Source organism: Synechococcus sp. BDU 130192 (assembly GCF_963876085.1).
Taxonomy (GTDB): domain Bacteria; phylum Cyanobacteriota; class Cyanobacteriia; order Cyanobacteriales; family MRBY01; genus MRBY01.
Map to the genome: position 1 here is coordinate 35,968 of NZ_CAWNNO010000060.1, position 23,500 is coordinate 59,467.

Consider the following 23,500-nt stretch of genomic DNA (forward strand, 5'->3'; position numbering starts at 1 on the left):
AATTCAGTTTTTTTAACACTGCGATTATTGTTATGACTGCCATCAATGAAACCCCGATCTCGGCAACAAGCCACGGACATGGAGAAGAGGATCATCGTCTGTTTGGATTTATTGTCTTTTTGCTCTCAGAAAGTGTGATTTTTATCAGCTTTTTTGTGGGCTATATCGTCTACAAATTCTCGGCAACAGATTGGTTACCGCCGGGGGTTGAGGGTTTAGAAATCCATGATCCGGCGATTAATACAGTGGTGTTGGTTTCGAGCAGTGGCGTGATTTATCTGGCGGAACGGTTTCTGCACAAAGAAAATCTCTGGGGCTTCCGTTTTTTCTGGTTGCTCACAATGGCAATGGGGAGTTATTTTCTCTATGGTCAGGCGGTGGAATGGCAGAGTTTAGAGTTTGGGTTTACGTCTGGGGTCTATGGCGGAATTTTCTATCTGTTGACGGGGTTTCACGGGTTGCATGTCCTAACGGGGGTCTTGCTACAAGGGGTGATGCTGGGACGTTCTTTTCTGCCGAATAACTATGCTGGTGGACAGTATGGCGTGGAGGCAACGTCATGGTTTTGGCACTTTGTGGATGTGATTTGGATTATTCTTTTCGGGCTGATTTATCTCTGGCAATAATTGGAGCGATCGCCGCTCTTTTTTCCCTACGAAAATTTGAGACATAAAATTTAGACATAGTGGTGTGTAAGTAATGATTATTGATGACCAAATTTATGACGTAATCGTTGTTGGAACTGGGGCAGGCGGTGGCACGATCGCCCGAAAATTGGCGAATGCAGGCAAAAAAGTTTTGGTGCTAGAGCAGGGGCAATTTTCCGAGAAGGAAAGCTCCGAATTAACCGAAGTCGAAGTTTTTAAAAAAGAGCAATACCACGCCCTGGAACAGTGGTACGACCAGCACGGTGAGCCATTTCATCCCCAAACCAGTTATTGCGTTGGCGGCAACACCAAAATCTATAGCGGGGTGTTGATGCGGCTCCGGGAAAAGGATTTTGAAGCGGTGGAACATAAGGATGGAATTTCCCCAGAGTGGGGGTTAAAGTACGCCGATTTTGAACCCTATTACACCGAAGCAGAAAAGTTATATCAGGTACATGGGCAAGTCGGGGATGATGCCACGGAACCCTCTCGGAGTCAGGATTATGGCTTTCCCCCGGTCGAAAGGTTGCCCCAACTCGATGCAATTAATCAGCGTTTTAAAGATTATGGTTTGCACCCGAACTATCTCCCCATCGGCATCGGGCAGGAAGGGCGTACGGACTCGGAGGATACAGGCATTAGTCCCGCTATCCGCGCCGGCGATCGCCTGACTTTGAAAACAGGGGCGCAGGTCACCTCCATCCACACCGACCCCTCCGGTAAACTCGTGAAGGGGGTGCAGGCGGTCATCCAAAACCAAGCCTTTTTGTTTGTGGGGGACATCGTGGTTTTAGCGTGCGGCGCGATTAACTCAGCGGCATTACTCCTCAAATCAGCGAACGCCAAACATGAAAACGGTTTAGGCAATAGTTCCGGGCTGGTCGGTCGCAATCTCATGAAGCAACTGATGACCGTCATCGTTGAACAGGAACCCACCCTTAAGGATGGGCTATTCCAGCGATCGCTCTACGTGAATGATTTCTATTGGGGGGACAAGGATTTTCCCTATCCCATGGGTCATGTGCAGGATTCCGGCGGCATTTTGCAAGATGTTATTTTCTCTGAGTCGCCTCCTTTAATATCCGTGGCAGCGAAGTTCTTACCAAAATTTGGGCTGAAACAGTTGGCGACCCGCTCCCTGGGTTGGTGGCTACAAACGGAGGATTTACCGAATCCCGAAAATCGCGTGTGGCTCAAAAATAATAAAGTTCACCTCAACTACACCGAGAATAACCTCGAAGCCCACGATCGCCTGTTGTACCGTTGGCAACAGATTCTTAAAGCAGTGGATAAGGAATTTAAAGGCACCCATCCCTACGCCCGGATGCCCATCTCCGTCGTCGCCCATCAATGCGGCACCTGTCGCTTTGGGGAAGATCCCGCCACTTCCGTCCTTGATCTCCATTGCAAAATGCATGATCTGGAAAATCTCTACGTGGTGGACAGTAGCTTTTTCCCGTCTAGCAGTGCCACTAGCCCGATGTTGACGGTCATTGCCAACGCCCTCCGGGTCGGCGATCGCCTGTTAGAAATCCTTAGATAATTAATCCCAATGATGTTGTCGCGCTTCTTCGACGATCCCCTGAGCTTCTTCAAGGGAAATATCATAGCGATCGCTCAATAATCGCGGAATACGGTTGCAGTCACGGTTGGGATTCATTTTTGGATGCTGGGCATAGGTAGGGAGAGCAACGTTACAAAGAAAGGGCGAGGGCTCTGCCTTGAGTTGAATGGGTTCAAGGTTAAGCACGTCCCGTGAATTGATAAAAAAGAGCAGGGCACCACTGAGATTCGCCTCGCTGAGGTTGGCATCACTCAGGAGGGTACAGTTGAGATCAGCATCACTGAGATTGGCATACCTGAAGTCAGCGCCGCTGAGGTTGGCGTATCTAAGATTCACGCGGCTGAGATTCGCATACTGGAGCGCCGCACCACTGAGGTTAGCCCCGTTGAGATTGGCGCGGCTGAGGTTCGCCCCGTTAAAATTAGCATTGCTGAGATTGGCACCACTAAAGTTGGCATCAATTAGGCTCGCACCGCAAAAGTCAACACCATTGAGATCAGCACCACAGAAATTAACATCATTGAGATCCGCACCGCAGAAGCCAGTGGTTTCCGTCTTTTTTGTGGCCCTGCGGAAACTGAAGAATAGGAAAATGCCGCCAACAATTGCGGCGATCGCCCGGCGGTCGCTGGCTAAAATTTCGCGATCGCGATGGGAGTCAACTAAGGTAACGTTTTCGTTTTGGGATACATGAGGATAATTGGTTTGCTGTCTTTGGCCAGGGAGCCACCATAACCACCCCGTCATCCAGAGCACAACTGGCAAGGCGATCGCCCCCATTGTCCACCCCTTGTTAATTTCTTCCTTTGGCTGCCATGGCTTGAATCGCTTGGGCATTTTTGAGACTCCCCGAATACTGATCCCATTATTGCGTCCTCGATTTGGCAACACTCTAATCTTTATACAGGCTTCAGGATTCTCGGAAATGACAAAGGGGAATTGACACCAAAACCTCCACAGCCACCAGAAATCGGGTGTTGTGAAGGTAGTGGACTGACCAAAATCAGCTTTACAGTTTTGGGAACTCAGATTTTGTCGGTGATGGACGTTCTACCAATGTTCGGACATTGGGTGGCCGCAGCGGGCGCAGTCAAAACCTCCGGGTGGATCAACGAATGAGGGGCAACTACAACCGCTATGGGTGCATTTTCCTTTGCCGTTTACGGGGTGGTTTGGGGAAATATCTTTTCGAGGCAGCCGCCCAAATAAAAATCCTACATTTTTAGTCGGTTGAGCGACTGGTGTAAGGGTCTTAGTATTCATCGGTTTGATCGGGTTTACGACGAGACCCCTCCAGGCTAACCTTCCCGGTTGGCGATCGCTAAAAATCGCTAAAAATCTCAAAGTTTTCGTAAATTAATAATTGAGGCATATTTCCTATAGATATTGATCGTAATCGGATATTTTGACGATTAATCGCTGTGTAAGAAACGGACTGGCCTCACCGAGTTGTTCTAAGATAAACCGTGCTTCACTCTGGTATGCAGCTATTTTGACTTTATCCCAATGCATTGGCGGTGGTTGTAAGTTAGTAATGCGATCGCACAATTTAACCATCCACACTTCCTTAGGTTGCAATTGAATTCTGTTGATACTATCTTTCATTTGCTCAAATTTTGAAGGCAGCTCTGTATTTTTAGTCAGTGCTAAAACCCCATCGGCGATTTCAATCCCAAAATCACGTTTTACATCCTCAAATGTAGTAGAAGTATCTTCAATGACATCATGCAACAATGCACACAAAACAAGAAGGTTTGGATTGTCAATCCTCTCATGAGCCACCGTTGCTGTTGCTTCCATGGCAACCAGTCCAAGATGATTGATGTAAGGAATATCACTGCCTGGTAATTTCTGACCATTGTGTGCATTTGAAGCGAAATTCCATGCTTTTTGATATTTATCTTGATCCCAAATTTTCATTGATTACCTTTTTGTGACTATTATACGAATACTTTTCCCGTAACATTCTTTTTGTTACTTTCCCATAGAACTTTATGAAGCGATTTAGACTAAACTAATGCTTATTCCTTGAGGATTGCCGGTTTTCTTGTACTTCCATATCGCTAAAGACGATGGCTAACGCTGACTTAATCTTGACCCAAAAATATCAACCCCAGGCACCGATCCAAGTAGATCTGGAGTTGTTCCTCACTGCTGCCGAACGTCAAAAGAGCCGCCAACGCCTAGAGTTAGACAATGGCCAAGCGATTCACTTCAACTTATCCCGTGGCAGCCATATCCATCCCGATGACTACTTTCAAGACGCGACTGGTTCTACTCTCGTACAGGTTAAGGCAAAACCTGAACCCGTGGTTACGGTCACGGCCTCGACCCCTTTGGAGCTACTCAGGGCGGCCTATCACCTTGGTAACCGCCATGTACCCCTAGAGGTTCATCCCCAGTATCTCCGCTTTTCCCCTGACCATGTGCTCGAAGATATGCTCACCCGACTGGGGTTGCAACTGAAACAGGAAATGTTGCCCTTTTTTCCGGAAGATGGAGCCTATGGCCATCATCACTAAGCGTATAATCCGGGCGAATCCTGGGCGGTAACTCCCCAACATAAGGCGATCGCAGGATTTATACTTAAGAGTGATTCCCTTATCAACTTTTTGGTTGCCGAGCACCCATGTCAACGGAAACGGATCTACCGACCCTCTCCCCTAAAGATACTTCCCCAACCGAGATGGGCGTGGCCCCGTCCCAGAGTGTAGATGGTTTTGGGCCTGTGTTGCGCAACCCGAAATTCCTTGTCCTTTGGCTTGGTCAAATCTTTTCACAACTGGCCGACAAGATTTATCTCGTGCTAATGATTGCTTTGATTGCCAGTCACTTTCAAACGGCGGATCAGAGCATTAGTGCTTGGGTCTCAGCGATCATGATTGCCTTTACGGTGCCTGCGATTTTGTTTGGTTCCGTTGCGGGGGTTTATGTGGATCGCTGGTCTAAAAAAGGGGTGCTGATTATTTCGAATTTGTTGCGGGGCGTCTTTGTTTTTTGCATCCCCCTCTTACTCTGGCTCGTGCAAGATCAACCCAATTGGTGGGAGCTTCCCCCTGGATTTGTCTTTTTATTGGGGATCACCTTTGCTGTTTCTACCTTGACACAATTTTTTGCGCCGGCGGAACAGGCGACTTTACCGCTCATTGTGAAGAATAAACATTTATTGGCGGCCAATTCCCTCTACACCACCACGATGATGGCCCTGTTAATTGTGGGCTTTGCGGTGGGAGAACCCTTGTTGGGCCTGGCGGATCAGCTAGTTGAATCTTTCGGGATTACGGGGACTTGGGGGAAAGAATTCGTGGTTGGGGGAGGCTATGCGATCGCCGGTTTGATTTTGTTGGCCCTGAAGACCAATGAAACGGAAACGGATCGCCAACGGGAACAGCCCCATGTTTGGGAGGATATTAAAGACGGCCTCAGTTATTTGAATCAAAATCACCGGGTGCGCAATGCACTGATCCAATTGGTGATTTTGTTTTCTGTATTTGCGGCCCTGGCGGTGTTGGCGGTGAGTCTGGCGGCTCAAATTCCGGGGTTAAAGGCGGAGCAGTTTGGCTTTTTGTTGGCCGCAGGCGGCGTTGGTTTGGGGATTGGTGCTTTCTTTTTGGGGCACTGGGGGAATCAGTTGCCCTACCGTACCCTCAGCCTTTGGGGTTCTATCGGCACGGCGATCGCCTTAATTGCCCTTTCTTTTTCGATCCACAATTTGGTTTTTGCCCTCTTAAGTACTACCTGTCTTGGCTTTTTTGCGGCCCTGGTGGGAGTGCCGATGCAGACGACGATCCAGCGCGAAACCCCGGCGATCCTCCGGGGGAAGGTTTTCGGTTTACAGAATAATGCTGTTAATATTGCTCTATCTTTACCTCTGGCCCTGGCTGGGGTGGCAGAAACCTTTTTTGGCCTGCAACCAGTGCTTCTAGGTCTTTCGGGATTGGCGATCGCCGGTGGGGTATTGAACTGGTATATTTCAATCAAATCCTAACGCACACCACAGGATCCCCCTCAATGCATGTTGCTTGGCTCGGTAAAAAATCTCCTTTTTGTGGCAATGTCACCTATGGCCGTGAAGTGACCAATCACCTCCTCGATCGGGGCTATCAAGTGAGCTTTCTCCACTTTGCCCAGCAGGAAGAATGCGATCAGAAATGGCGGGACTGCCCAGAGGTTTTTTTACCCTTCCTCTACAAGTCACAAATTTACACGATCCCCAGTCCGAAATCGAGTCAAGTGCTGATGCGATCGCTTCAAAAATTTCAGCCAGACCTCGTCCATGCCTCCCTGACCCTCTCGCCCCTAGATTTTCGGCTGCCCGACATCTGCCGCGAACTCGATTTGCCCCTAGTGGCTACCTTTCACCCTCCCTTTGACAGCAAACTACGCAACCTCAAATCCAGTACCCAATACCTCACCTACCAGCTCTATGCCCCCTGTCTAGCCAACTATGACCGGGTGATCGTCTTCTCAGAAATCCAAAAGGAAATGCTCGTCAAACTGGGAGTACCACGGGATACGGTGCGCATCATTCCCAATGGCGTCGATGAACAAAAATATGCCCCGGCCCTCAGTGCCTACCGCCACACCTTCCAAGCGAAACGGGTATTCATTTACCAAGGCCGCATTGCCCCCGAAAAAAATGTAGAAGCCCTCCTCAAGGCTTGGCGACTGGCCAATATGGGAGAAGATTGTGTGCTGTTAATGGTCGGCGATGGCCCCCTCAAGGCTTCCCTAGAATTGCTTTACACCGAAGATCAAGGGGTCCGCTGGCTTGGGTTCGTCGGCGATGAAACCCAGCGGATTGATCTCCTCCGGGCGGCGGATGTGTTTGTGTTGCCCTCTTTGGTGGAAGGATTGTCTTTATCACTCCTCGAAGCAATGGCCTGCGGTTTGGCCTGCATTGCCACGGATGCCGGCGCCGATGGGGAAGTACTCAACCAAGGAGCCGGGGTTGTCCTCGATACCCAGGGGGTCACCGGACAACTGAAAACCCTTTTACCCTTGTTCCGCGAACAACCAGAATTAGTTACAATCCTGGGTCACAAAGCGAGGCAGCGGGTGTTAGAACGTTACACCTTGCAGAACAACATTAGTCAGCTCGAACAAACTTACCAAGAACTCTGTCCCACGGCGGCATCTGCCCCCCATCCGGCTCCAGTGCAAAGTTTTCCCTAAAAGGTTTACTGTTGGCCAAGGTTTATCATGGGGAGACCAATGTATTTTTTGGCGATCACCTTGATATTGTTCTATGAATTTAGACCAACAACTGCAAATCCTCATTGACCAAGCCCCCCAGGATGGCAAGATGCCCCAGGTGATGGCCCAGGCGATCGCCCCAGTCCTCAAAGCCTTCGCCCAAAAATTACAATCCCTCGAATACTATGTTTGTCAATCTTTAGAGGGGGACTGGCTCATCACGACCCTTGCCCAACAGAGCGATCCCCAGCAGACCAAAACCGTTATTTACGGCTTCTCAAGCCTCGCCCTCGCCCAACAGCACCAGGGCAGCAATGCCGATCCGTCCCTAATTGCTGTGCCACTGCCCGTCACCCACCTATTGTTTCAGCTATTTTCGCTGGCCGCCGTTGATAGCTTGATCCTCACTGAGGCCCAGGGTAGCCTTGAAATTCGCCGCCAGGATCTGCAACAGGCCGTTCAACAACAATTATTAGGCGATCGCCCCCGTCAAACCCCAGGCAGTCAGTGGGCTTGAACAAGATACCAAGGACAAACCCGGTTAATCCCTAACTAGATGGGATATCAGCTTTTGTTTCTTGATCAGAGGTTTCCGGTTTCGCTTCCGTGGCCTCGACTTTTTCGCCGTTCCCTTCCTCTAGGCGGGCCTGCATCGAAACAGTTTTTTCAATTTTTTCGGCTTCTTTCTTAAATTCTTCCTGGAACTCGTTGGAGGCATCCTGGAAACTGCGGATTGTTTTCCCAAGGCTCCGGCCAATCTCTGGCAACTTTTTCGGGCCAAAGATTAACAGAGCAATAATAAAAATGAGGGCCATTTCTGGCAGGCCAATCCCGAAAATATTCATAGATTCTGGGGGTTAAGGGTGGATTTTTGCTGTTTTATTTTACCGTTGCCGGGGCAGATCGTCGGAGGTTTGATCGCAGTTGACCGCAGGCCGCATCCGCCTCCAAGCCCTTAGAATAACGCACGCTCACCGCGATCTTGTGATCCTGGAGGATTTGCTTAAAAACATTGATCCGTTTTTTCCCCGGACGCTGGAAAGGCACTTCGGTAATGGGATTGTAAGGAATTAAATTCACATGGCTTTGGAACCCCTTCAGTTTTTTGGCTAATTCAGCGGCATGGTCGGGCAGATCATTCACCCCCGCCAGCAAAATGTATTCAAAACTGAGGCGGCGACGGGTGATGGCGACGTACTCGCGGCATTCGTCCAACAGATCCTCAATGGGATAGTGGACAGCGGTGGGAATAATCGATTCCCGGAGGGCTTGGTTCGGGGCGTGGAGGCTTACTGCTAGGGTGATTTGCAGATTCTGCTGGGCCAGGGTGCGGATCTGATCGGGTACCCCCACGGTAGAAACTGTCAGCGATCGCTGGCCAATGCCGATGTCTTGGTTCAGGCTTTGGATCGATTTAAGCACCTGTTCGAGGTTGGCGAGGGGTTCCCCCATCCCCATAAACACCACATGGCTGACCCGTTGCTGGAAATCTTCTTGGACAGTGAGCACTTGATCAACGATTTCATGGGCCTGGAGATGCCGGGTAAAACCACTTTTACCAGTGGCGCAAAAATCACAGGCCATGGCACAGCCCACCTGGGAAGAAACACAGACGGTGAGGCGTTTTTCGGTGGGGATACCGACCGTTTCAATAATTAAGCCATCGTGGAGTTGGAGGAGATATTTGCGGGTGCCATCGAGGGCGGTGCGTTGGTGGTGGATCTGCGATCGCCCCACGGGATAGGTGCCCATTTGCTCGCGCCAAACCTTCGGAAAGACGGTGATTTCACTCAGGTCATGGATCCCTTTTTGGTAGAGCCAATTGTAGAGCTGTTTGCCACGGTAGGCGGGTTGACCAGTGGTTTCGATCCAGTGGGTCAGTTCCGGGAGACTTTTGCCGAGGAGTACGTCTTGGGGCATGGGTTACGAGGGAAAGGGGCGATCGCCTGTGATTGGGTTAAGGGATAAAGTTAAAAAAATCCTTTTCCATTGTGGCATAGGGGCCGTTGGTTCCTGGTAAGGTGCCCAGACAATTGAAAAACTGTCCTTAAATCCTTGGCTCCCCCAGGGAATCTGCCTATGATTTAAAGGTGGCGTATGGCAAGGAGAATAATGGTTGGCTGGCTATTAATTGGACTGGTATTACTCTATCTGGGGGGCTGTGGTTATCTCTTTTTTGGGCAGCGGCGGATTATTTTTGAACCCCAAGCCCAACCCTTGCATCCAGTGCCATCGGATTTTGCTCTACCCTACGAAACGATCACGATCCCCGTCACTTCAACGCAACAATTAACGGGCTGGTGGCTACCCCAGAACAAGGGAGACAAAACGCTACTATTTCTCCATGGGAATGGCGGGTTAACGGCTTACAATTTCCAGGCGATCGCCCTCTGGTACCAAGCGGGCTATTCAATCTTGGCCTTTAACTATCGGGGCTATGGCCAGAGCAGTCCCGGCTTCCCCCAAGAATCCCAGGTGTACGAAGATGCAGCGGCGGCCTATAGATTTCTCACCGAAACGAAGGGGATCCCAGCCCAGCAGTTGACGATCCATGGTCATTCCCTCGGCGGGGCGATCGCCATTGAATTGGCCCAGCGGTACCCGGTGGGTGGCTTATTTCTGGAGGGCACCTTTACCTCGATGTTCGCCATGTCTACCACCAAACCCCTCTATCGGATTTTTCCCGTCTCTTTCCTTTTACACCAGCGGTTTAATTCAGCAGCTAAAATCACCCAACTCCAGCTACCGATTTTCTTTTGCCACGGGGAATTGGATGAAACAGTCCCCAGTACCATGGGGGCGCAACTGTGGGCGATCGCCAATGAACCCAAGCAATTTCAAGCTGTGCCTGGGGCCGACCACCATAACCTCGCCGCCGTGGGAATGGCCACGATCCAGCAGGGGATTACCTGGCTCGAAACCAAGCGTGCCCTCTGCCACGGGTAATTAAAACAGATGACAGAACCAATTTTTGTGGGGCGATCGCTCTCTTGTCACTTCCGGGGTGTTGCGGCCCTGACGGAACTCAACTTTGAAATTTATCCCGGCGAGAAGGTGGGTCTGATTGGGGCCAGTGGCGCAGGTAAAAGTACGCTCCTTAGTCTCCTCAATGGTCAACAACAACCAACCCAGGGGGAATTGCTCATCTGGGGGGAAGCGATCGCAACCCTCTCCCCAAAGGGACGGCGGCGTATCCAACGGCAGCTTGGTACCATTTACCAACAACTTCATTTGGTCGAAAGTCTGGCCGTCATTCACAATGTCAACGCGGGTCATCTGGGGCGTTGGTCGTTCCTTCAAGCAATGTTTTCCCTGATCTTTCCCCAGGAGCGTCCCTTGGCCGAAGCTGTTTTGAAACAGGTGGGCATTCCCGAAAAACTCTTTGCCAAAACCAGTGACCTATCGGGGGGACAAAAGCAACGGGTCGCTTTGGCGCGGGTCTTGGTGCAAAATCCGGCGGTGATCCTCGCAGACGAACCGATTTCTAGCCTTGATCCTCAACTAAGTCGGGAAATGATGGATTTGCTAGTGCAGCTTTGTGAAACCCAAGGAAAAACCCTCGTTGTTAGCCTCCACTCCCTAGAATTTGCCCGGAGCCACTGCGATCGCCTAATTGGTCTCAAGGGCGGCAAAATTCTGTTCGATCAGCCCACCACAATGGTCAGTGAGGCCCAAATCAACCACCTCTATGGTGAGCAATCGATATACTAGATGTCTGCATTTCTTGAAAAATTTCCATGGCGATCGCATCCTCTTCTGTTCCGAAAAATGATTGGCAACTGGCCGGGAAGCTCCTTCCCTACGCCAAGAAAAATCTCATTACCCTTGTTGTGTCGATTGTTTTGCTAATTCCTTTGGCGATCGCCGGTGCGGTTCAGCCCCTAGTTGTCGGTCAGGCAGTTTCCCTATTGCGGGGCGAAACCGTGTGGGGCATCCTCGCCGATCTCAGCATTCCAGAAGGGATTAACCGTTTAATCTGGATTCTGTTAGCCACCATTGTGATTCGCTTGGCCTTCACATCGATCCAAGGGTACCTCGTCCAAAAAGTAGGCCAGGAAATTACCGCAGGCATCCGCCAGGATTTATTCGATCACGTCACATCCCTTTCTTCTCGCTTCTTTGACCGGATGCCCGTCGGCAAACTCGTCACCCGCTTAACCAATGACGTGGAAGCCCTGGGGGATGTTTTTGCCAGCGGGGCGATCGGCATCATTAATGATGTCATTTCCCTGGCCGTGATTATTGTTTCGATTTTTCTGTTGCAATGGCAGCTAGCGACGCTCCTCATTTTGATGTTGTTGCCCGTCACCTTTTTGATCATTTATTTTCAGGGGCAATACCGCAAGGCCAACTACCAAGCCCGGGAAGAACTGTCCCAACTGAACGCGATGCTCCAGGAAAACGTTGCGGGGATTAATATCGTGCAATTATTCCGTCGGGAGGCCTTGAATGCCGAGTTATTCCGGACGGTTAATGACCGCTATCGTCTGTCCGTTAACAAAACAATCTTCCATGACTCGGCTGTTTCTGCCACCCTAGAGTGGATTTCCCTGGTGGCGATCGCCGGAGTACTTTGGTTGGGAGGCTGGCTGATTTTCCAGGATGCCCTGAGCTTTGGGGTGCTGTCTGCCTTTATTCTCTATTCCCAGCGGTTATTTAACCCCCTGCGCCAATTTGCCGACAAATTCACCATGTTCCAATCGGGACTAACGGCCATCGAACGGGTGACAGAATTGATGTCGGAGCCCATCGAGATCCAAGATAAACAACAGCATTTAACGACTTCTTTAAATCTCTCGGATTCGGCCTCCGGTGAAATTATTTTTGACAACGTTTCCTTCGGCTATAAACCTGGGGAATATGTCCTGAAAAACCTGAATTTTAAGATCAAACCCGGTGAAAAAATCGCCCTTGTGGGGCCAACGGGGGCCGGAAAAAGCTCGATCATCCGTTTACTCTGTCGCCTGTATGATCCGAGTGAAGGACGGATTCTCGTCGATGGCATTGATATTCGTGATCTGCCCCAAGAAGATCTGCGGCGGCACATTGGCGTCATCCTCCAAGAAAGCTTTCTTTTTGCTGGAGATGTCCAGCGCAACATTACCCTGGGGGAAGAGTATCCCTTTGAGGCGGTAAAGCAGGCCGCAGTACTGACCAACGTCGATCAACTCATTGAGGAACTGCCCCAGGGGTATCGCACAGCCCTCCGGGAGCGGGGTACAAATCTTTCTGGGGGCCAAAAACAACTGTTGGCCTTTGCCCGGGTTGCAATCCGGGATCCGAAAATTCTGGTACTCGATGAAGCTACGGCAAGTCTTGATGTGGGCACAGAGGCGCTAATTCAGTCGGCCCTAGAACAACTCCTCGAAGACCGCACGGCAATTATCATTGCTCACCGTCTCTCGACCATCCGGGATGTGGATAAAATCATTGTCCTAAAGCAAGGAGAAATCCTCGAAACAGGGAACCACGATCAACTCCTCGCCCAAAATGGGTTGTATGCCAGCCTCTACCGTTTGCATATGTTGGGAGACTAGACGGGGCGTTTCCTTTGCTTGGTATGATAATGAACACAGAATTTTCACTAAGGAACGGGCCGATGACAACCCACTTCATTACCGCAGAAATTGATCTCCAGGAAAATCCAGCAGATTTGCCCAAGGAAATTGAAGCAGAGCTCGAAAAGCGGGGTGATGTGCTCCGGTGGGCAATCACTGAAGTTGAAGAAAATACGGCAAAAGTTGAGGCGATCGCCTTAACTCCAGAAGACTAAAATCATGGCTTTGGTGGTTGATCCCGGTACCCAGAATATCGATCTAAAAGCGTGGCAATATTGTCATCCCCATTGGCATCGGCAGATGGAACGGATCAGCCGTCAAAGCCCCGAAGCTCTGCTTGTGCCCCACTCCCGCGCAGCCCTAACGGAAATCCTCCGCACAGCCCACCGGGAAAAAATTACGATTATCCCCTGCGGTAACGGCACAAAGCTCGCCTGGGGTGGACTCACTCCGAAAGTAGATTGGTTGGTGAGCACCCGGCAGTTAAATCGCATCGTGGATCACGCCGTTAATGATCTAACTATTACGGTGGAAGCAGGGATCACCTTTGCTGAACTACAAAACCATCTCAGGCCCCATAAACAGTATCTCCCCCTCGATCCTAGTTTCCCCAACCAAGCAACCCTAGGGGGGATTGTAGCCACGGCAGATACCGGCAGCTTGCGTCAACGCTACGGTGGTGTGCGGGATTTACTCCTGGGGATCACCATGATCCGGGCCGATGGCACCTTGGCAAAAGCCGGGGGAAAAGTGGTTAAAAATGTGGCGGGCTATGATTTGATGAAGCTCCTCACAGGTTCCCATGGCAGTTTGGCGACGATTACCGAATTAACGTTTCGCCTCTATCCGATTCAAGAGCAGTCCCAAACGATCTTAATGCTTGGGTCGTCCGCGCAAATACGCCAGGCCCAGAGCCAAATTTTAAATTCTGTCCTCACGCCAGCAGCGGCAGATCTGCTTTCACCTCGACTATTACAACGGTTACAAAGGGGAACTGGAGAAGACTGGGGTTTGCTGCTGCGTTTTGAGGCGATCCGTGAGAGTATTACGGCACAACTGCAGGAGTTAGAGGCTATCAGGCAGCACCTGGATTTAGTCAGCCAACCGGAGCACCTGGATCTGTGGGCACAGCTACGGGAAGCTTTATTTGGGGAAATGGTCGTCGCCAAGGTCGGCATTCTATCCCATCAAAGTATGGCTTTGCTGCAACACATTGAGACCCTAACCAATGGTCAGGCGATCGCCCGGATCCATTGCAAAAGTGGTCTAGGTATCATTGCGTTTCCCCATGACCAATTTCTCCGGCAATTCCGAGCCATCCGGGATTTTTGTCAGGCTCACCACGGTTTTTTCACAATTTTAGATGCCCCCTATCGCCTCAAGCAGCAATTTGAACCCTGGGGCTATCCAGGTAACGCCCTGCCATTGATGCGCAACATTAAACAGCAATTCGATCCCCAAAATATCCTAAGTCCCCAGCGTTTTGTGGGCGGCATTTAACGACGAAGAATTGCTGCGACAAACTGTTCAGGCTTCTCTGGGGTGACGACAATGGTCTGGTTAGGCCATTTCAAAACGACCGCTAAACGAACCGCTGTGGCATAGGCATTGTAGTGACCCAACTTTTTATTCCAAAATTTTCCGGTAAAGGCAAATAGACCACCATTACCAAACAGCCGTAACGAACCATCCATGGCGGTGGGATCGTAGGTGGCACTTTCTAGATTTTCTAAAGCGATCTCTGTGCGCCACCCCAAGCGTTCAACATAAAGGCGATCGCCGTCCAGATGATAGCCTCGCACCATAAATAACGCCGTCATTACCACAATGCCGATGGGCAAAATAATCCACAGCAAAAAATAAGGATTCTGTTGTTGGAGTCCTAAAATCAAAAACAGCAGCACCATGGCCAACAACACTACGCAAACAAGAGTTGTAATGGTGATTAAAGTTTGACTCCAGGGAGCCTTAAAAAACAGACTATTTTCCATAACCGTGACAAAAAGCTGATTTCACGGTAGCAAAGTTCCCCAAGAATTACGGCAGCGGTAAAGTTTTATCTCTGTTGGCCAGTATTGCCTGGCGCCCTTCAACATTTCCGCACATTTATCTCGTAAATCTTGGCCGTGACGGTGCTACCCTGGATTTCTCGCCCGCCTAGTAGCCGAAACTTCACAACTTAAATATTAAGAAAGATGATAATTAGGCTACAATTGGGCAGAAATTGTCAAAAAAATTTACAGGTCTTAGGAACCATCCGTAAAATTTATGTCTCTTCCCATTCGTAACGTCGCGATTATTGCCCACGTTGACCACGGTAAAACGACCCTTGTTGATGCTCTCTTACATCAATCCGGCATTTTCCGAGAAGGCGAAGACATCCCCGATTGCGTGATGGACTCCAATGACCTCGAACGGGAACGGGGTATTACGATTCTTTCCAAAAATACCGCCGTCCGTTACAACGACATTCTGATCAATATTGTTGATACCCCTGGCCACGCTGACTTTGGTGGTGAGGTAGAGCGTGTCCTCGGCATGGTAGACGGTTGCATTTTGATCGTCGATGCCAACGAAGGTCCAATGCCCCAGACCCGTTTCGTCTTGAAAAAAGCCCTCGAAAAAGGTCTACGCCCGATCGTTGTCGTTAATAAAATCGACCGCCCCAACGTCAATCCTGAAACTGCCGTTGATAAAGTCTTTGATCTGTTCGTTGAACTCGGTGCCGATGACGATCAATGTGACTTCACCACTCTCTATGCCTCTGGTTTATCTGGTTTCGCCCGGGAATCCCTCGACGATACCAACGAGGATATGGAACCCCTCTTCCAAGCGATTCTGCAGCACGTTCCCCCGCCAGCCGGAGATGTTAACAAGCCCCTCCAGTTGCAGGTTACGACCCTTGATTACTCCGATTACCTGGGCCGGATTGTCATCGGTCGTCTCCACAACGGCACGATTAAAGCGGGACAACAGGCAGCCCTGGTCAAGGAAGATGGCACCATTGCCAAGGCAAAAGTGGCCAAGCTGATGGGCTTTGAAGGCTTAAATCGCGTTGAACTCGAGGAAGCAACCGCCGGGATGATCGTCGCTGTTGCTGGGTTTGCCGATGCCAATATTGGGGAAACAGTAACGTCTCCTGAAGATCCCCAAGCTTTACCGCTGATCAAGGTGGATGAGCCTACATTACAGATGACCTTCTCTGTGAATAATTCCCCCTTTGCGGGCCAGGAAGGTTCTTTTGTGACCTCACGCCAAATCCGCGATCGCCTCGAAAGAGAACTCGAAACCAATGTGGCCCTGCGGGTCGAAGATGGCGAGTCCGCCGATAGCTTTGCTGTGTCCGGTCGGGGTGAACTGCACCTGGGTATTTTGATTGAAACCATGCGTCGGGAAGGTTATGAATTCCAAGTGGCTCAGCCCAAGGTGATTTACCGCGAAGTGAATGGCAAACCCTGTGAACCCTTTGAATACCTCGTGCTCGATGTCCCGGAAGAAGCGGTGGGTAGCTGTATCGAACGACTCGGTCAGCGCAAAGGGGAAATGCAAGATATGCAAGCTGGCGCAGGTGGACGGACTCAACTCGAATTTGTGGTACCCGCCCGTGGTTTGATTGGTTTCCGGGGTGAATTTATCCGGATCACGCGCGGTGCTGGCATTATGAACCATAGTTTCCTGGAATATCGGCCCCTCTGTGGCGACTTCGACACTCGCTATAACGGCGTCATCACTGCCTTTGAAGAAGGCACAGCAACCTTCTATGCCCTCAAGAACGCTGAGGATCGCGGTCAATTTTTCATTACCCCAGGCACTAAGGTTTACAAAGGCATGATTGTCGGGGAGCACAACCGTCCCCAAGATCTAGAGCTAAACGTTTGTAAGGCGAAGCAGCTCACGAACCATCGGGCTGCCAGTGGTGATGAACTAGTTCAGCTACAAGCCCCCATGGAAATGAACCTAGAGCGCGCCCTCGAATACATTGGCCCTGGAGAACTCGTAGAGGTTACGCCCGAATCGATTCGTCTTCGTAAAGTGGAAACGAAGAAAATGGCAAAACGCTAAATTTTCGCTGACCGACTGAACTATTCGAGCTTTTAATAGAACGACTGATCCTATGCACAAATGGGATCAGTTTTTTGTTTCTAGTTATTGTTGTTGCATTTCTCGCCACGATTGCGACAAAATTTTACTGGCTGATTTGGCAAAGACAAAGGTCAGGAGAAAACCCACCAACAAATCCGGCAGCTTGGAATTTGTGAGAAAGACAAATCCGGCAGCAATTAACACAGATGTATTGGCAATGATGTCATTGCGGGAACACAACCAAACAGAAGACATATTGAGATTATCGTTGCGATGACGTGTCAAAAGCAGTAGACAGAGTAAATTCGCGAATAACGCGACAATACCAATCATGCCCATGATGGAAGCTTCCGGGCTAACGCCTGCGAACAATTGGTAGCTTGCCCTTGCAAACACTGCAACCGCAAACAAAAACATAATGACTCCCTTAAGGAATGCGGCTCCAGCCTGGGCCTGCACACTCTTGTTAATGACATACAAGCTGCTGGCATAGACCAAGGCATCTCCCAACATATCCAAAGAATCTCCAGTTAAAGAGAGGGAACCCGCTCGAATCCCAGCCCCAAACTCGACCAGAAACATTGCTGCGTTGATAAACAACACGACCCAAAGTACTTTTGCTTGTTGTTGCTTTAGTTTCGACAACGCACAAGCTTTAGCTTGACAGCAATTATCATCCATGACTTGGTTTTACATTTCGATATTCAAATTAATATTAGAATGTTTTTGCCGATAAGTGCAGATCGAGTTGAAGTTGATTTGTTTTATTGTGCAAGTTTGTTAAGGGCGTGGCTCAGGATTTCAGCAACCCGTTGATCTCGGAGGGAGTAATAGGCTAGTTTCCCTTCATTCCGATATTTCAGGATTTTGAGATCGCGTAATTTTCGTAAGTGATGGGAAGTCGTGGCAATTTTGATGTTGAGTAAAGCCGCAATGTCACACACGCAGAGTTCTTCACTTGTACTGAGAGCGGCCAGGATCTTGAGACGGGATTTGTCGGCTAAAGCGTTAAAGAGAATCTGAGCTTCTTCGAGTAAATCACCCTCTGGTAATTGTTCACTGGCTTGGGCCACCAAATCCGTATTAACACAGCGGACTTGGCAGATATCCTGTGATTTTGGCTTTATCACAACTTTTAAGGGCGCAAATTCTACAATTTAATTGTACTCATTGGGTCATCGATCCCAGAAGGCGATCGCCTTTATTTTGCGATTCATCTTGCAATATTTTGTAACAATGTGTATCAACTATTCACAAAAAAGGGTTTAAACCCTGGTGTAGAGCTTGTTAGACTGTAACCTAATCAAAACCCCAAGTCTCACGCGGTTATATTTGGCAAAAAAGAGACTGATCCCCATAAAAAACGGAAGCAATAAACATTACAGATATGGTAAGCACTGTTAACAAATCTGCTGGCGTAGAGGAATTGCGCCCCGGCGTGAAAGTTCCGGCGAAGGAAACTATCCTGACTCCCCGCTTTTACACCACCGACTTCGATGAAATGGCGAAGATGGATCTTTCTGTCAACGAAGAAGAGATGGAAGCGATCATCGAAGAATTCCGCGTGGACTACAACCGTCACCACTTTGTTCGGGATGAGTCTTTTGATATCTCCTTCGACCATATCCAAGGGGAAACCCGGCAACTCTTCATCGAGTTCCTGGAGCGCTCCTGTACGGCTGAATTTTCCGGCTTCTTGCTCTACAAAGAATTAGGCCGTCGCCTCAAGGACAAGAATCCCCTGTTGGCTGAAGGGTTTAACCTCATGTCCCGGGACGAAGCGCGCCACGCTGGTTTCCTCAACAAGGCGATGACGGACTTTAACCTGTCCCTTGACCTCGGTTTCCTCACCAAGAGCCGCAGCTATACTTTCTTTAAGCCGAAGTTTATTTTCTACGCCACCTACCTTTCGGAAAAAATTGGGTACTGGCGTTACATCAAGATTTATCGTCACCTCGAAAAGAATCCCGAAGACCGCATTTATCCGATCTTCAAGTTTTTTGAAAACTGGTGCCAAGATGAAAACCGCCACGGGGATTTCTTTGATGCCCTGATGAAAACCCAGCCCAATATCCTTAATGACTGGAAAGCGCGGTTGTGGTGCCGTTTCTTCTTGCTCTCTGTCTTTGCGACGATGTACCTCAATGATACCCAGCGCCATGGTTTCTACGAATCCATTGGTTTGAATGCGCGGGAATTTGACAAGGAAGTGATTTGGGAAACCAATAACACTGCTGGCCGGGTTTTCCCGATCATTCTCGATGTCGAAAAGCCTGAGTTCTACGAGCGTTTAGAAACCTGCGTCAAGAACGGCGAAAAACTGCGGGAAATTGATGCCAGCGATGCGCCTGCGCCTGTGAAGCTGTTGAAGAAGTTACCTGCTTATCTCTCTAACGCAACCCAATTCATTAGTCTTTATCTGATGAAGCCGATCCGCGTTGATCAACTGGCTGGTACTGTCCGCTAACACCCTTTTGGAGAATACCCTCCCTCCGCCTTCGGCACCTCCCTCAAGGAGACACCCCTCTAACTCCCCTCAAGGGGAAAATCATTGGCCTCCTTCTTTTTTAGAGGGAGGATTTTTTTGTCTAGAGATAGCGAGATTGCAGGGTTTTGGGCTATGGTTGTTTAGCCAGACGAGGTATTGATTGACTCAGTGGCGATCGCCTTTTTTGGACTGGGATAACGTTTCTGGATCTAGCACACCGATGGTTGATGCATTATTTTGGACGGACATTTTGACCTTTGCGGCGGACACAAGTCACCGGATTGGCGCAGAATTAACGGAAAAATTTGGGAAGCTCACGGCAGTTCGCAAGGCCGATGGTAGCTTGGTGACGGAAGCAGATCGGTGGTCTGATCGAGAAATTTGTCAGGCGATCGCCACAGCCTTCCCTGACCATGGCATTCTCAGCGAAGAAAAAACGCATATTTTGCCTGGAAATGATTGGTGTTGGGTGATTGATCCCATTGACGGCACAACGAATTTTACGCGGGGCATTCCGATCTGGGGCATTTCCCTGGGGCTACTCTACAAAGGCACCCCTGTTTTTGGCTATGTGCATTTCCCTTGGTTGCGTCAATCCTTCCATGGCTATTGGTACGGAGACTCCGGTTTAACGGGGCCGACCGGGGCATTTTGTAATGGCGAACCGCTCCAGACCAGCGACGACGAGCCGAGCCTAAACCATATTTTTAACCTCTGTGCCCGCAGTACGGCGGTGGCAGCCCAACCGAATTTTCCCTGTAAGATCCGCTTGATGGGGGTTGCCAGCTATAACGTTTTAATCGTGGCTTCGGGGGCGGCCCTAGGGGGCGTGGAAGCGACGTCGAAAATTTGGGATATTGCGGCGGTGTGGGCGATTATCCAGGCGGCTGGAGGAGCCATTGAATCCCTAGAACCAAACCCGATGTTTCCTTTAGAAATCGGCAAAAATTATGGCGATCGCCCTTTTCCTTGTTTAACAGCGAGTCGGGCAGAACTAATTCCCGTCTTCAAACCCTGGGTACAATTTATCGGCGATCAGGTCTGCGAAAAATACGGATTGTAAAGAACTTCGATACAATACACAACTGAGTATTTTGACGAACCATTGCGAGGACTCCCCCGACCATGACTGTTGCGGTTGCCATTGACCACCTCCAGAAAAGCTACGGCACCACCCAAGCGGTAAAGGATGTCTCCTTCACGGTGGAACAAGGAAAAATATTTGGGCTGTTGGGGCCAAACGGCGCAGGCAAAACGACGACGATTCGCTGTCTCTGTACCCTCGCCCAACCGGACGGAGGCCAGATCGAAGTCTGCGGTATTTCTGCCCTGACTCAACCGAAAGCAGTGCGACAACGGCTCGGTTATGTGGCCCAGGAAGTGGCAATCGACAAAATTCTCACCGGGCGGGAACTGCTGAATTTACAGGCGGCCCTCTACCATCTGCCGAAAAGCTTTATTCCCCAGCGGGTGGAACAACTCCTTAATGCCCTAGGTTTAAACGATTACGCTGACCAGAAAACAGGCACCTATTCCGGTGGTTTGCGAAAACGCTTAGATTTGGCGGCAGGTCTGCTCCATCAGCCAGATGTGTTGGTTCTAGACGAGCCGACGGTGGGCCTCGATATCGAAAGTCGCGTTGCAGTTTGGGATTTTCTGCGGCAACTGCGGGCGGCAGGCACAACGGTAATTATCACCAGCCATTACCTCGAAGAAATTGATGCCCTCGCCGATAGTGTCGCGATCATTGATCAGGGCAAAGTCATTGCCAATGGTACCCCCAACGAACTCAAGGATAAAGTGGGTGGCGATCGCATCACGTTACGCATCGAAGAATTTACCTCTGCCCAGAATGCTGAAAAAGCGAAAGAAGTGGTATCGGCCTTGGATTTTGTTGAGAGCGTGATCATTAATGGCTCCCAAGGGAATTCTTTGAATCTGGTGGTGAGTCGCCAGGGCAATCACCTGAGCACCATTGAGCAAAGCATTCAGGCGGCTGGACTGCCCATTTTTAGCTTGAGTCAAGCGCGGCCTAGTTTGGATGACGTTTATCTCGCGGCTACGGGTAAGACCCTCATGGATGCCGAAATCGAAGCAGCCAGCAAGCGGGATCTCAAAAAAGAGAAAAAGCAACAAATGAAAGGTTAAGCCAATCCATCGTTTCTGGAGAATTTATCCACGCAAAAGTTGATCGCTCAAAAACCCTCGCTAAAGATTATCAAAAAATATTTATGGGATGTGTTGTTCGGAATGGACGCCTACGTTTAAATCAAGGCCAGATTTTTTGGCGAGAAACAGGTCAAGGGGAGGCGATCGCCTTTATTCACCGGGAATATAGCGACGGTAGTCAGTGGTTAGATTTTTTTGAAAATTTAGGGCCAGATTATCAATGCTTTGCGCCGGATTTGTTGGGGTTTGGGGATTCTGATCCAGCAGTTTCGTCCCAGTCTATTCAATGGCAAAGTGAAATTTTAGCGGAATTTTTTAGTCAGTTAAATCTTAAGAAAATATATTTTGTGGGAGATTCCCTTGGGGCTTGGGTCGCCACTCGTTACGCCCTGAACAATCCTGAACAAATTCAAGGCTTAATTTTGCTTTCCCCCATCGGTTTTGAAGCCCCCAATAATGCTGGTTATTTCCTTGAAAAATGCTTATTATTACCAATTCCAATTTTGCCTTGGGGACTTAAATTACTCTACCCCCTAGGTAAGCTAATTGGCCTCGGTCAAAAGATTCAAAAACTTCTCAACTATCGACAACAGTTGCTTAAATCTCCGGCCAGTCGACGACTTTTGTTTCAGCGGCATCCCAGTGAAATTCAGGCAGAATATCTAAACTCTGAATTGTCTCAGCTAACTGCACCTACGTTAATTGTTTCAGCCGATCAAGGCTCCCACCAAGCCTTATTGTTTGCCCAAAAAATTCCCCAATCACAAATGGTTAAAGTCCAAGACAACATAGAGGCGATCGCCTTAATCAAAAACTGGCTTAACCAACAGCAAACTTAAAGCCAATGGGCAAGGGGAAACAAAAGATATTCCAGAAAAAAGAGTTTCCAAATAAATTGATAAAAGCTGGCAATAGATTTTTTCGATTCAAGATCAATCTGACGACTACGCCACCACAGCAGAGCACCCAGGATAAGGTGACACCCAATAAATAGCAGTTGATTCAAGCTGGTGGTCATCATTATTTCACCGACAATCATCCCGGCGTAACAGGCAAAAATAATCCCCAACGAAAGCTGAAAAATCCGTTTTTTGCCCAACAAAATTGTAAAGGTTGTGATTTGATATTGGCGATCGCCCTCTAGATCCGGCACGTCTTTAAAAATGGCGATCGCCACCGTAAACACAATAATAAACCCCGTCAACAGCCATACCGTCGGCGTAATCACCACTGGGTTCTGTAACATCGTCTGAAAATGGGCAAAAAGACCAAGGTTCACCACCACACCCCGCACCGTAAAAATACACATCGCTGCGAGTAGGGGAAATCGTTTCAGGCGCACTGGGGGCAGAGAATACATTGTCCCGATGGCCAAACTGCCCCACACCGTCACCCCAAGCCACAGGCCACTAAAAGCACTCAAAATCAGCGCTAAAGCTCCGCAAAACCAGACAATACCCCAACCTGTTTTTCGAGAAAAATGTCCCGCCGCCACTGGTAAATGGGGTTTATTAATTTTGTCAATGTCAATGTCCGTTAGTTGATTGAGGCCGACAATAAAGACATTGCCCGCCAGACAAGCGAGCCAAGCACCAAGCACCGACTGACCATAGCCCCAGGAAAATGTTTCAGGGGTCACCGCCAACAGCGCCAAGGCCCAAACACTCAGACTCGTGCCGATAATCGTATGGGGACGGGAAAATTGCCATAGGGAAGCAAGAAATGACGGTCGCGGGGCAGTGGGAGAAATAGAAGACTTCACAGGTAAAAGGTTGCACCTCAAAAAGGCGGCAGC

At 49.4% G+C, this 23,500-nt stretch carries 24 protein-coding genes; 16 read left to right on the top strand and 8 right to left on the bottom strand.

The genetic code is table 11. From position 1 onward, the window contains the following. Positions 1–32 precede the first annotated feature (32 nt). The gene (locus AACT35_RS13725) at positions 33–626 is read left to right on the top strand and encodes a cytochrome c oxidase subunit 3 (protein WP_099237850.1); all 594 of its coding nucleotides are present in this window, start codon (positions 33–35) and stop codon (positions 624–626) included. Between the two features lie 73 nt (positions 627–699). After that, positions 700–2,190 carry a GMC oxidoreductase gene (locus AACT35_RS13730; RefSeq protein WP_099237852.1) on the top strand — a complete coding sequence of 497 codons (1,491 nt, stop codon included), beginning with the start codon at positions 700–702 and terminating at the stop codon, positions 2,188–2,190. On the opposite strand, the gene AACT35_RS13735 is transcribed toward AACT35_RS13730, so the two are convergent. Beyond that, positions 2,191–3,048 carry a pentapeptide repeat-containing protein gene (locus AACT35_RS13735; protein ID WP_099237854.1) on the bottom strand — a complete coding sequence of 286 codons (858 nt, stop codon included), beginning with the start codon at positions 3,046–3,048 and terminating at the stop codon, positions 2,191–2,193. It lies immediately after the preceding gene. A gap of 540 nt (positions 3,049–3,588) precedes the next feature. Further along, on the bottom strand, positions 3,589–4,131 hold the full coding sequence (locus tag AACT35_RS13740) for an HD domain-containing protein (protein WP_099237856.1): 543 nt from the start codon (positions 4,129–4,131) through the stop codon (positions 3,589–3,591). 152 nt (positions 4,132–4,283) lie between these two features. Between AACT35_RS13740 and ureE the strand changes: the two genes are divergently transcribed. From ureE to AACT35_RS13760, 4 genes are all read left to right on the top strand, one after another. Continuing rightward, entirely contained in the window at positions 4,284–4,733 is a 450-nt protein-coding gene (gene ureE / locus AACT35_RS13745; RefSeq protein ID WP_012306349.1) for an urease accessory protein UreE, read from the top strand. Positions 4,734–4,840: 107 nt separating this feature from the next. After that, positions 4,841–6,199: an MFS transporter gene (locus AACT35_RS13750; RefSeq protein WP_099237858.1), complete on the top strand. Its 1,359-nt coding sequence runs from the start codon at positions 4,841–4,843 to the stop codon at positions 6,197–6,199. Positions 6,200–6,222: 23 nt separating this feature from the next. Further along, positions 6,223–7,386 carry a glycosyltransferase family 4 protein gene (locus AACT35_RS13755; RefSeq protein ID WP_030005953.1) on the top strand — a complete coding sequence of 388 codons (1,164 nt, stop codon included), beginning with the start codon at positions 6,223–6,225 and terminating at the stop codon, positions 7,384–7,386. 73 nt (positions 7,387–7,459) lie between these two features. Next, the gene (locus AACT35_RS13760; RefSeq protein ID WP_030005952.1) at positions 7,460–7,924 is read left to right on the top strand and encodes a hypothetical protein; all 465 of its coding nucleotides are present in this window, start codon (positions 7,460–7,462) and stop codon (positions 7,922–7,924) included. Between the two features lie 31 nt (positions 7,925–7,955). Here the strand turns inward: AACT35_RS13760 and AACT35_RS13765 are convergent, their stop codons facing one another. Beyond that, a complete protein-coding gene (locus AACT35_RS13765) occupies positions 7,956–8,252 on the bottom strand; it encodes a TatA/E family twin arginine-targeting protein translocase (RefSeq protein ID WP_099237860.1) in 297 nt (98 codons plus the stop codon). 34 nt (positions 8,253–8,286) lie between these two features. Beyond that, complete coding sequence (gene rlmN / locus AACT35_RS13770) at positions 8,287–9,327, bottom strand: 23S rRNA (adenine(2503)-C(2))-methyltransferase RlmN (protein ID WP_099237862.1); 1,041 nt, start codon at positions 9,325–9,327, stop codon at positions 8,287–8,289. 192 nt (positions 9,328–9,519) lie between these two features. Between rlmN and AACT35_RS13775 the strand changes: the two genes are divergently transcribed. From AACT35_RS13775 to AACT35_RS13795, 5 genes are all read left to right on the top strand, one after another. Beyond that, positions 9,520–10,353 (top strand): alpha/beta hydrolase, encoded by an 834-nt coding sequence (locus AACT35_RS13775; protein WP_158227948.1) that lies wholly within the window; start codon positions 9,520–9,522, stop codon positions 10,351–10,353. Between the two features lie 9 nt (positions 10,354–10,362). Then, positions 10,363–11,118, top strand: a complete 756-nt coding sequence (locus tag AACT35_RS13780; RefSeq protein ID WP_099237866.1) for a phosphonate ABC transporter ATP-binding protein — start codon at positions 10,363–10,365, stop codon at positions 11,116–11,118. A gap of 26 nt (positions 11,119–11,144) precedes the next feature. Further along, positions 11,145–12,944, top strand: a complete 1,800-nt coding sequence (locus tag AACT35_RS13785; protein WP_099237868.1) for an ABC transporter ATP-binding protein — start codon at positions 11,145–11,147, stop codon at positions 12,942–12,944. Positions 12,945–13,006: 62 nt separating this feature from the next. Further along, on the top strand, positions 13,007–13,180 hold the full coding sequence (locus AACT35_RS13790; protein WP_012306340.1) for a hypothetical protein: 174 nt from the start codon (positions 13,007–13,009) through the stop codon (positions 13,178–13,180). A gap of 4 nt (positions 13,181–13,184) precedes the next feature. Next, the gene (locus tag AACT35_RS13795) at positions 13,185–14,465 is read left to right on the top strand and encodes an FAD-binding oxidoreductase (protein WP_099237870.1); all 1,281 of its coding nucleotides are present in this window, start codon (positions 13,185–13,187) and stop codon (positions 14,463–14,465) included. On the opposite strand, the gene AACT35_RS13800 is transcribed toward AACT35_RS13795, so the two are convergent. Further along, positions 14,462–14,956 carry a PH domain-containing protein gene (locus AACT35_RS13800; RefSeq protein ID WP_012306338.1) on the bottom strand — a complete coding sequence of 165 codons (495 nt, stop codon included), beginning with the start codon at positions 14,954–14,956 and terminating at the stop codon, positions 14,462–14,464. The two genes, AACT35_RS13795 and AACT35_RS13800, sit on opposite strands and share 4 nt — an antisense overlap. 277 nt (positions 14,957–15,233) lie before the next feature. On the opposite strand from AACT35_RS13800, the gene typA reads away from it, so the two are divergent. Next, the gene (typA, locus tag AACT35_RS13805) at positions 15,234–17,027 is read left to right on the top strand and encodes a translational GTPase TypA (RefSeq protein ID WP_030005945.1); all 1,794 of its coding nucleotides are present in this window, start codon (positions 15,234–15,236) and stop codon (positions 17,025–17,027) included. 84 nt (positions 17,028–17,111) lie between these two features. Here the strand turns inward: typA and AACT35_RS13810 are convergent, their stop codons facing one another. Further along, entirely contained in the window at positions 17,112–17,729 is a 618-nt protein-coding gene (locus AACT35_RS13810) for a cation transporter (RefSeq protein WP_099237872.1), read from the bottom strand. An 83-nt stretch (positions 17,730–17,812) separates the two neighbouring features. Next, entirely contained in the window at positions 17,813–18,178 is a 366-nt protein-coding gene (locus AACT35_RS13815) for an ArsR/SmtB family transcription factor (protein ID WP_030005943.1), read from the bottom strand. Between the two features lie 257 nt (positions 18,179–18,435). On the opposite strand from AACT35_RS13815, the gene acsF reads away from it, so the two are divergent. From acsF to AACT35_RS13835, 4 genes are all read left to right on the top strand, one after another. Then, on the top strand, positions 18,436–19,515 hold the full coding sequence (gene acsF, locus AACT35_RS13820; protein ID WP_012306336.1) for a magnesium-protoporphyrin IX monomethyl ester (oxidative) cyclase: 1,080 nt from the start codon (positions 18,436–18,438) through the stop codon (positions 19,513–19,515). 241 nt (positions 19,516–19,756) lie between these two features. Beyond that, complete coding sequence (locus tag AACT35_RS13825) at positions 19,757–20,599, top strand: inositol monophosphatase family protein (protein ID WP_099237874.1); 843 nt, start codon at positions 19,757–19,759, stop codon at positions 20,597–20,599. Between the two features lie 62 nt (positions 20,600–20,661). Then, entirely contained in the window at positions 20,662–21,684 is a 1,023-nt protein-coding gene (locus AACT35_RS13830) for a daunorubicin resistance protein DrrA family ABC transporter ATP-binding protein (protein ID WP_012306334.1), read from the top strand. A gap of 83 nt (positions 21,685–21,767) precedes the next feature. Continuing rightward, positions 21,768–22,544 (top strand): alpha/beta fold hydrolase, encoded by a 777-nt coding sequence (locus AACT35_RS13835; RefSeq protein WP_099237876.1) that lies wholly within the window; start codon positions 21,768–21,770, stop codon positions 22,542–22,544. Here the strand turns inward: AACT35_RS13835 and AACT35_RS13840 are convergent. Then, positions 22,541–23,467, bottom strand: a complete 927-nt coding sequence (locus AACT35_RS13840) for a homogentisate phytyltransferase (protein WP_099238025.1) — start codon at positions 23,465–23,467, stop codon at positions 22,541–22,543. The two genes, AACT35_RS13835 and AACT35_RS13840, sit on opposite strands and share 4 nt — an antisense overlap. Between the last annotated feature and the right edge of the window lie 33 nt (positions 23,468–23,500).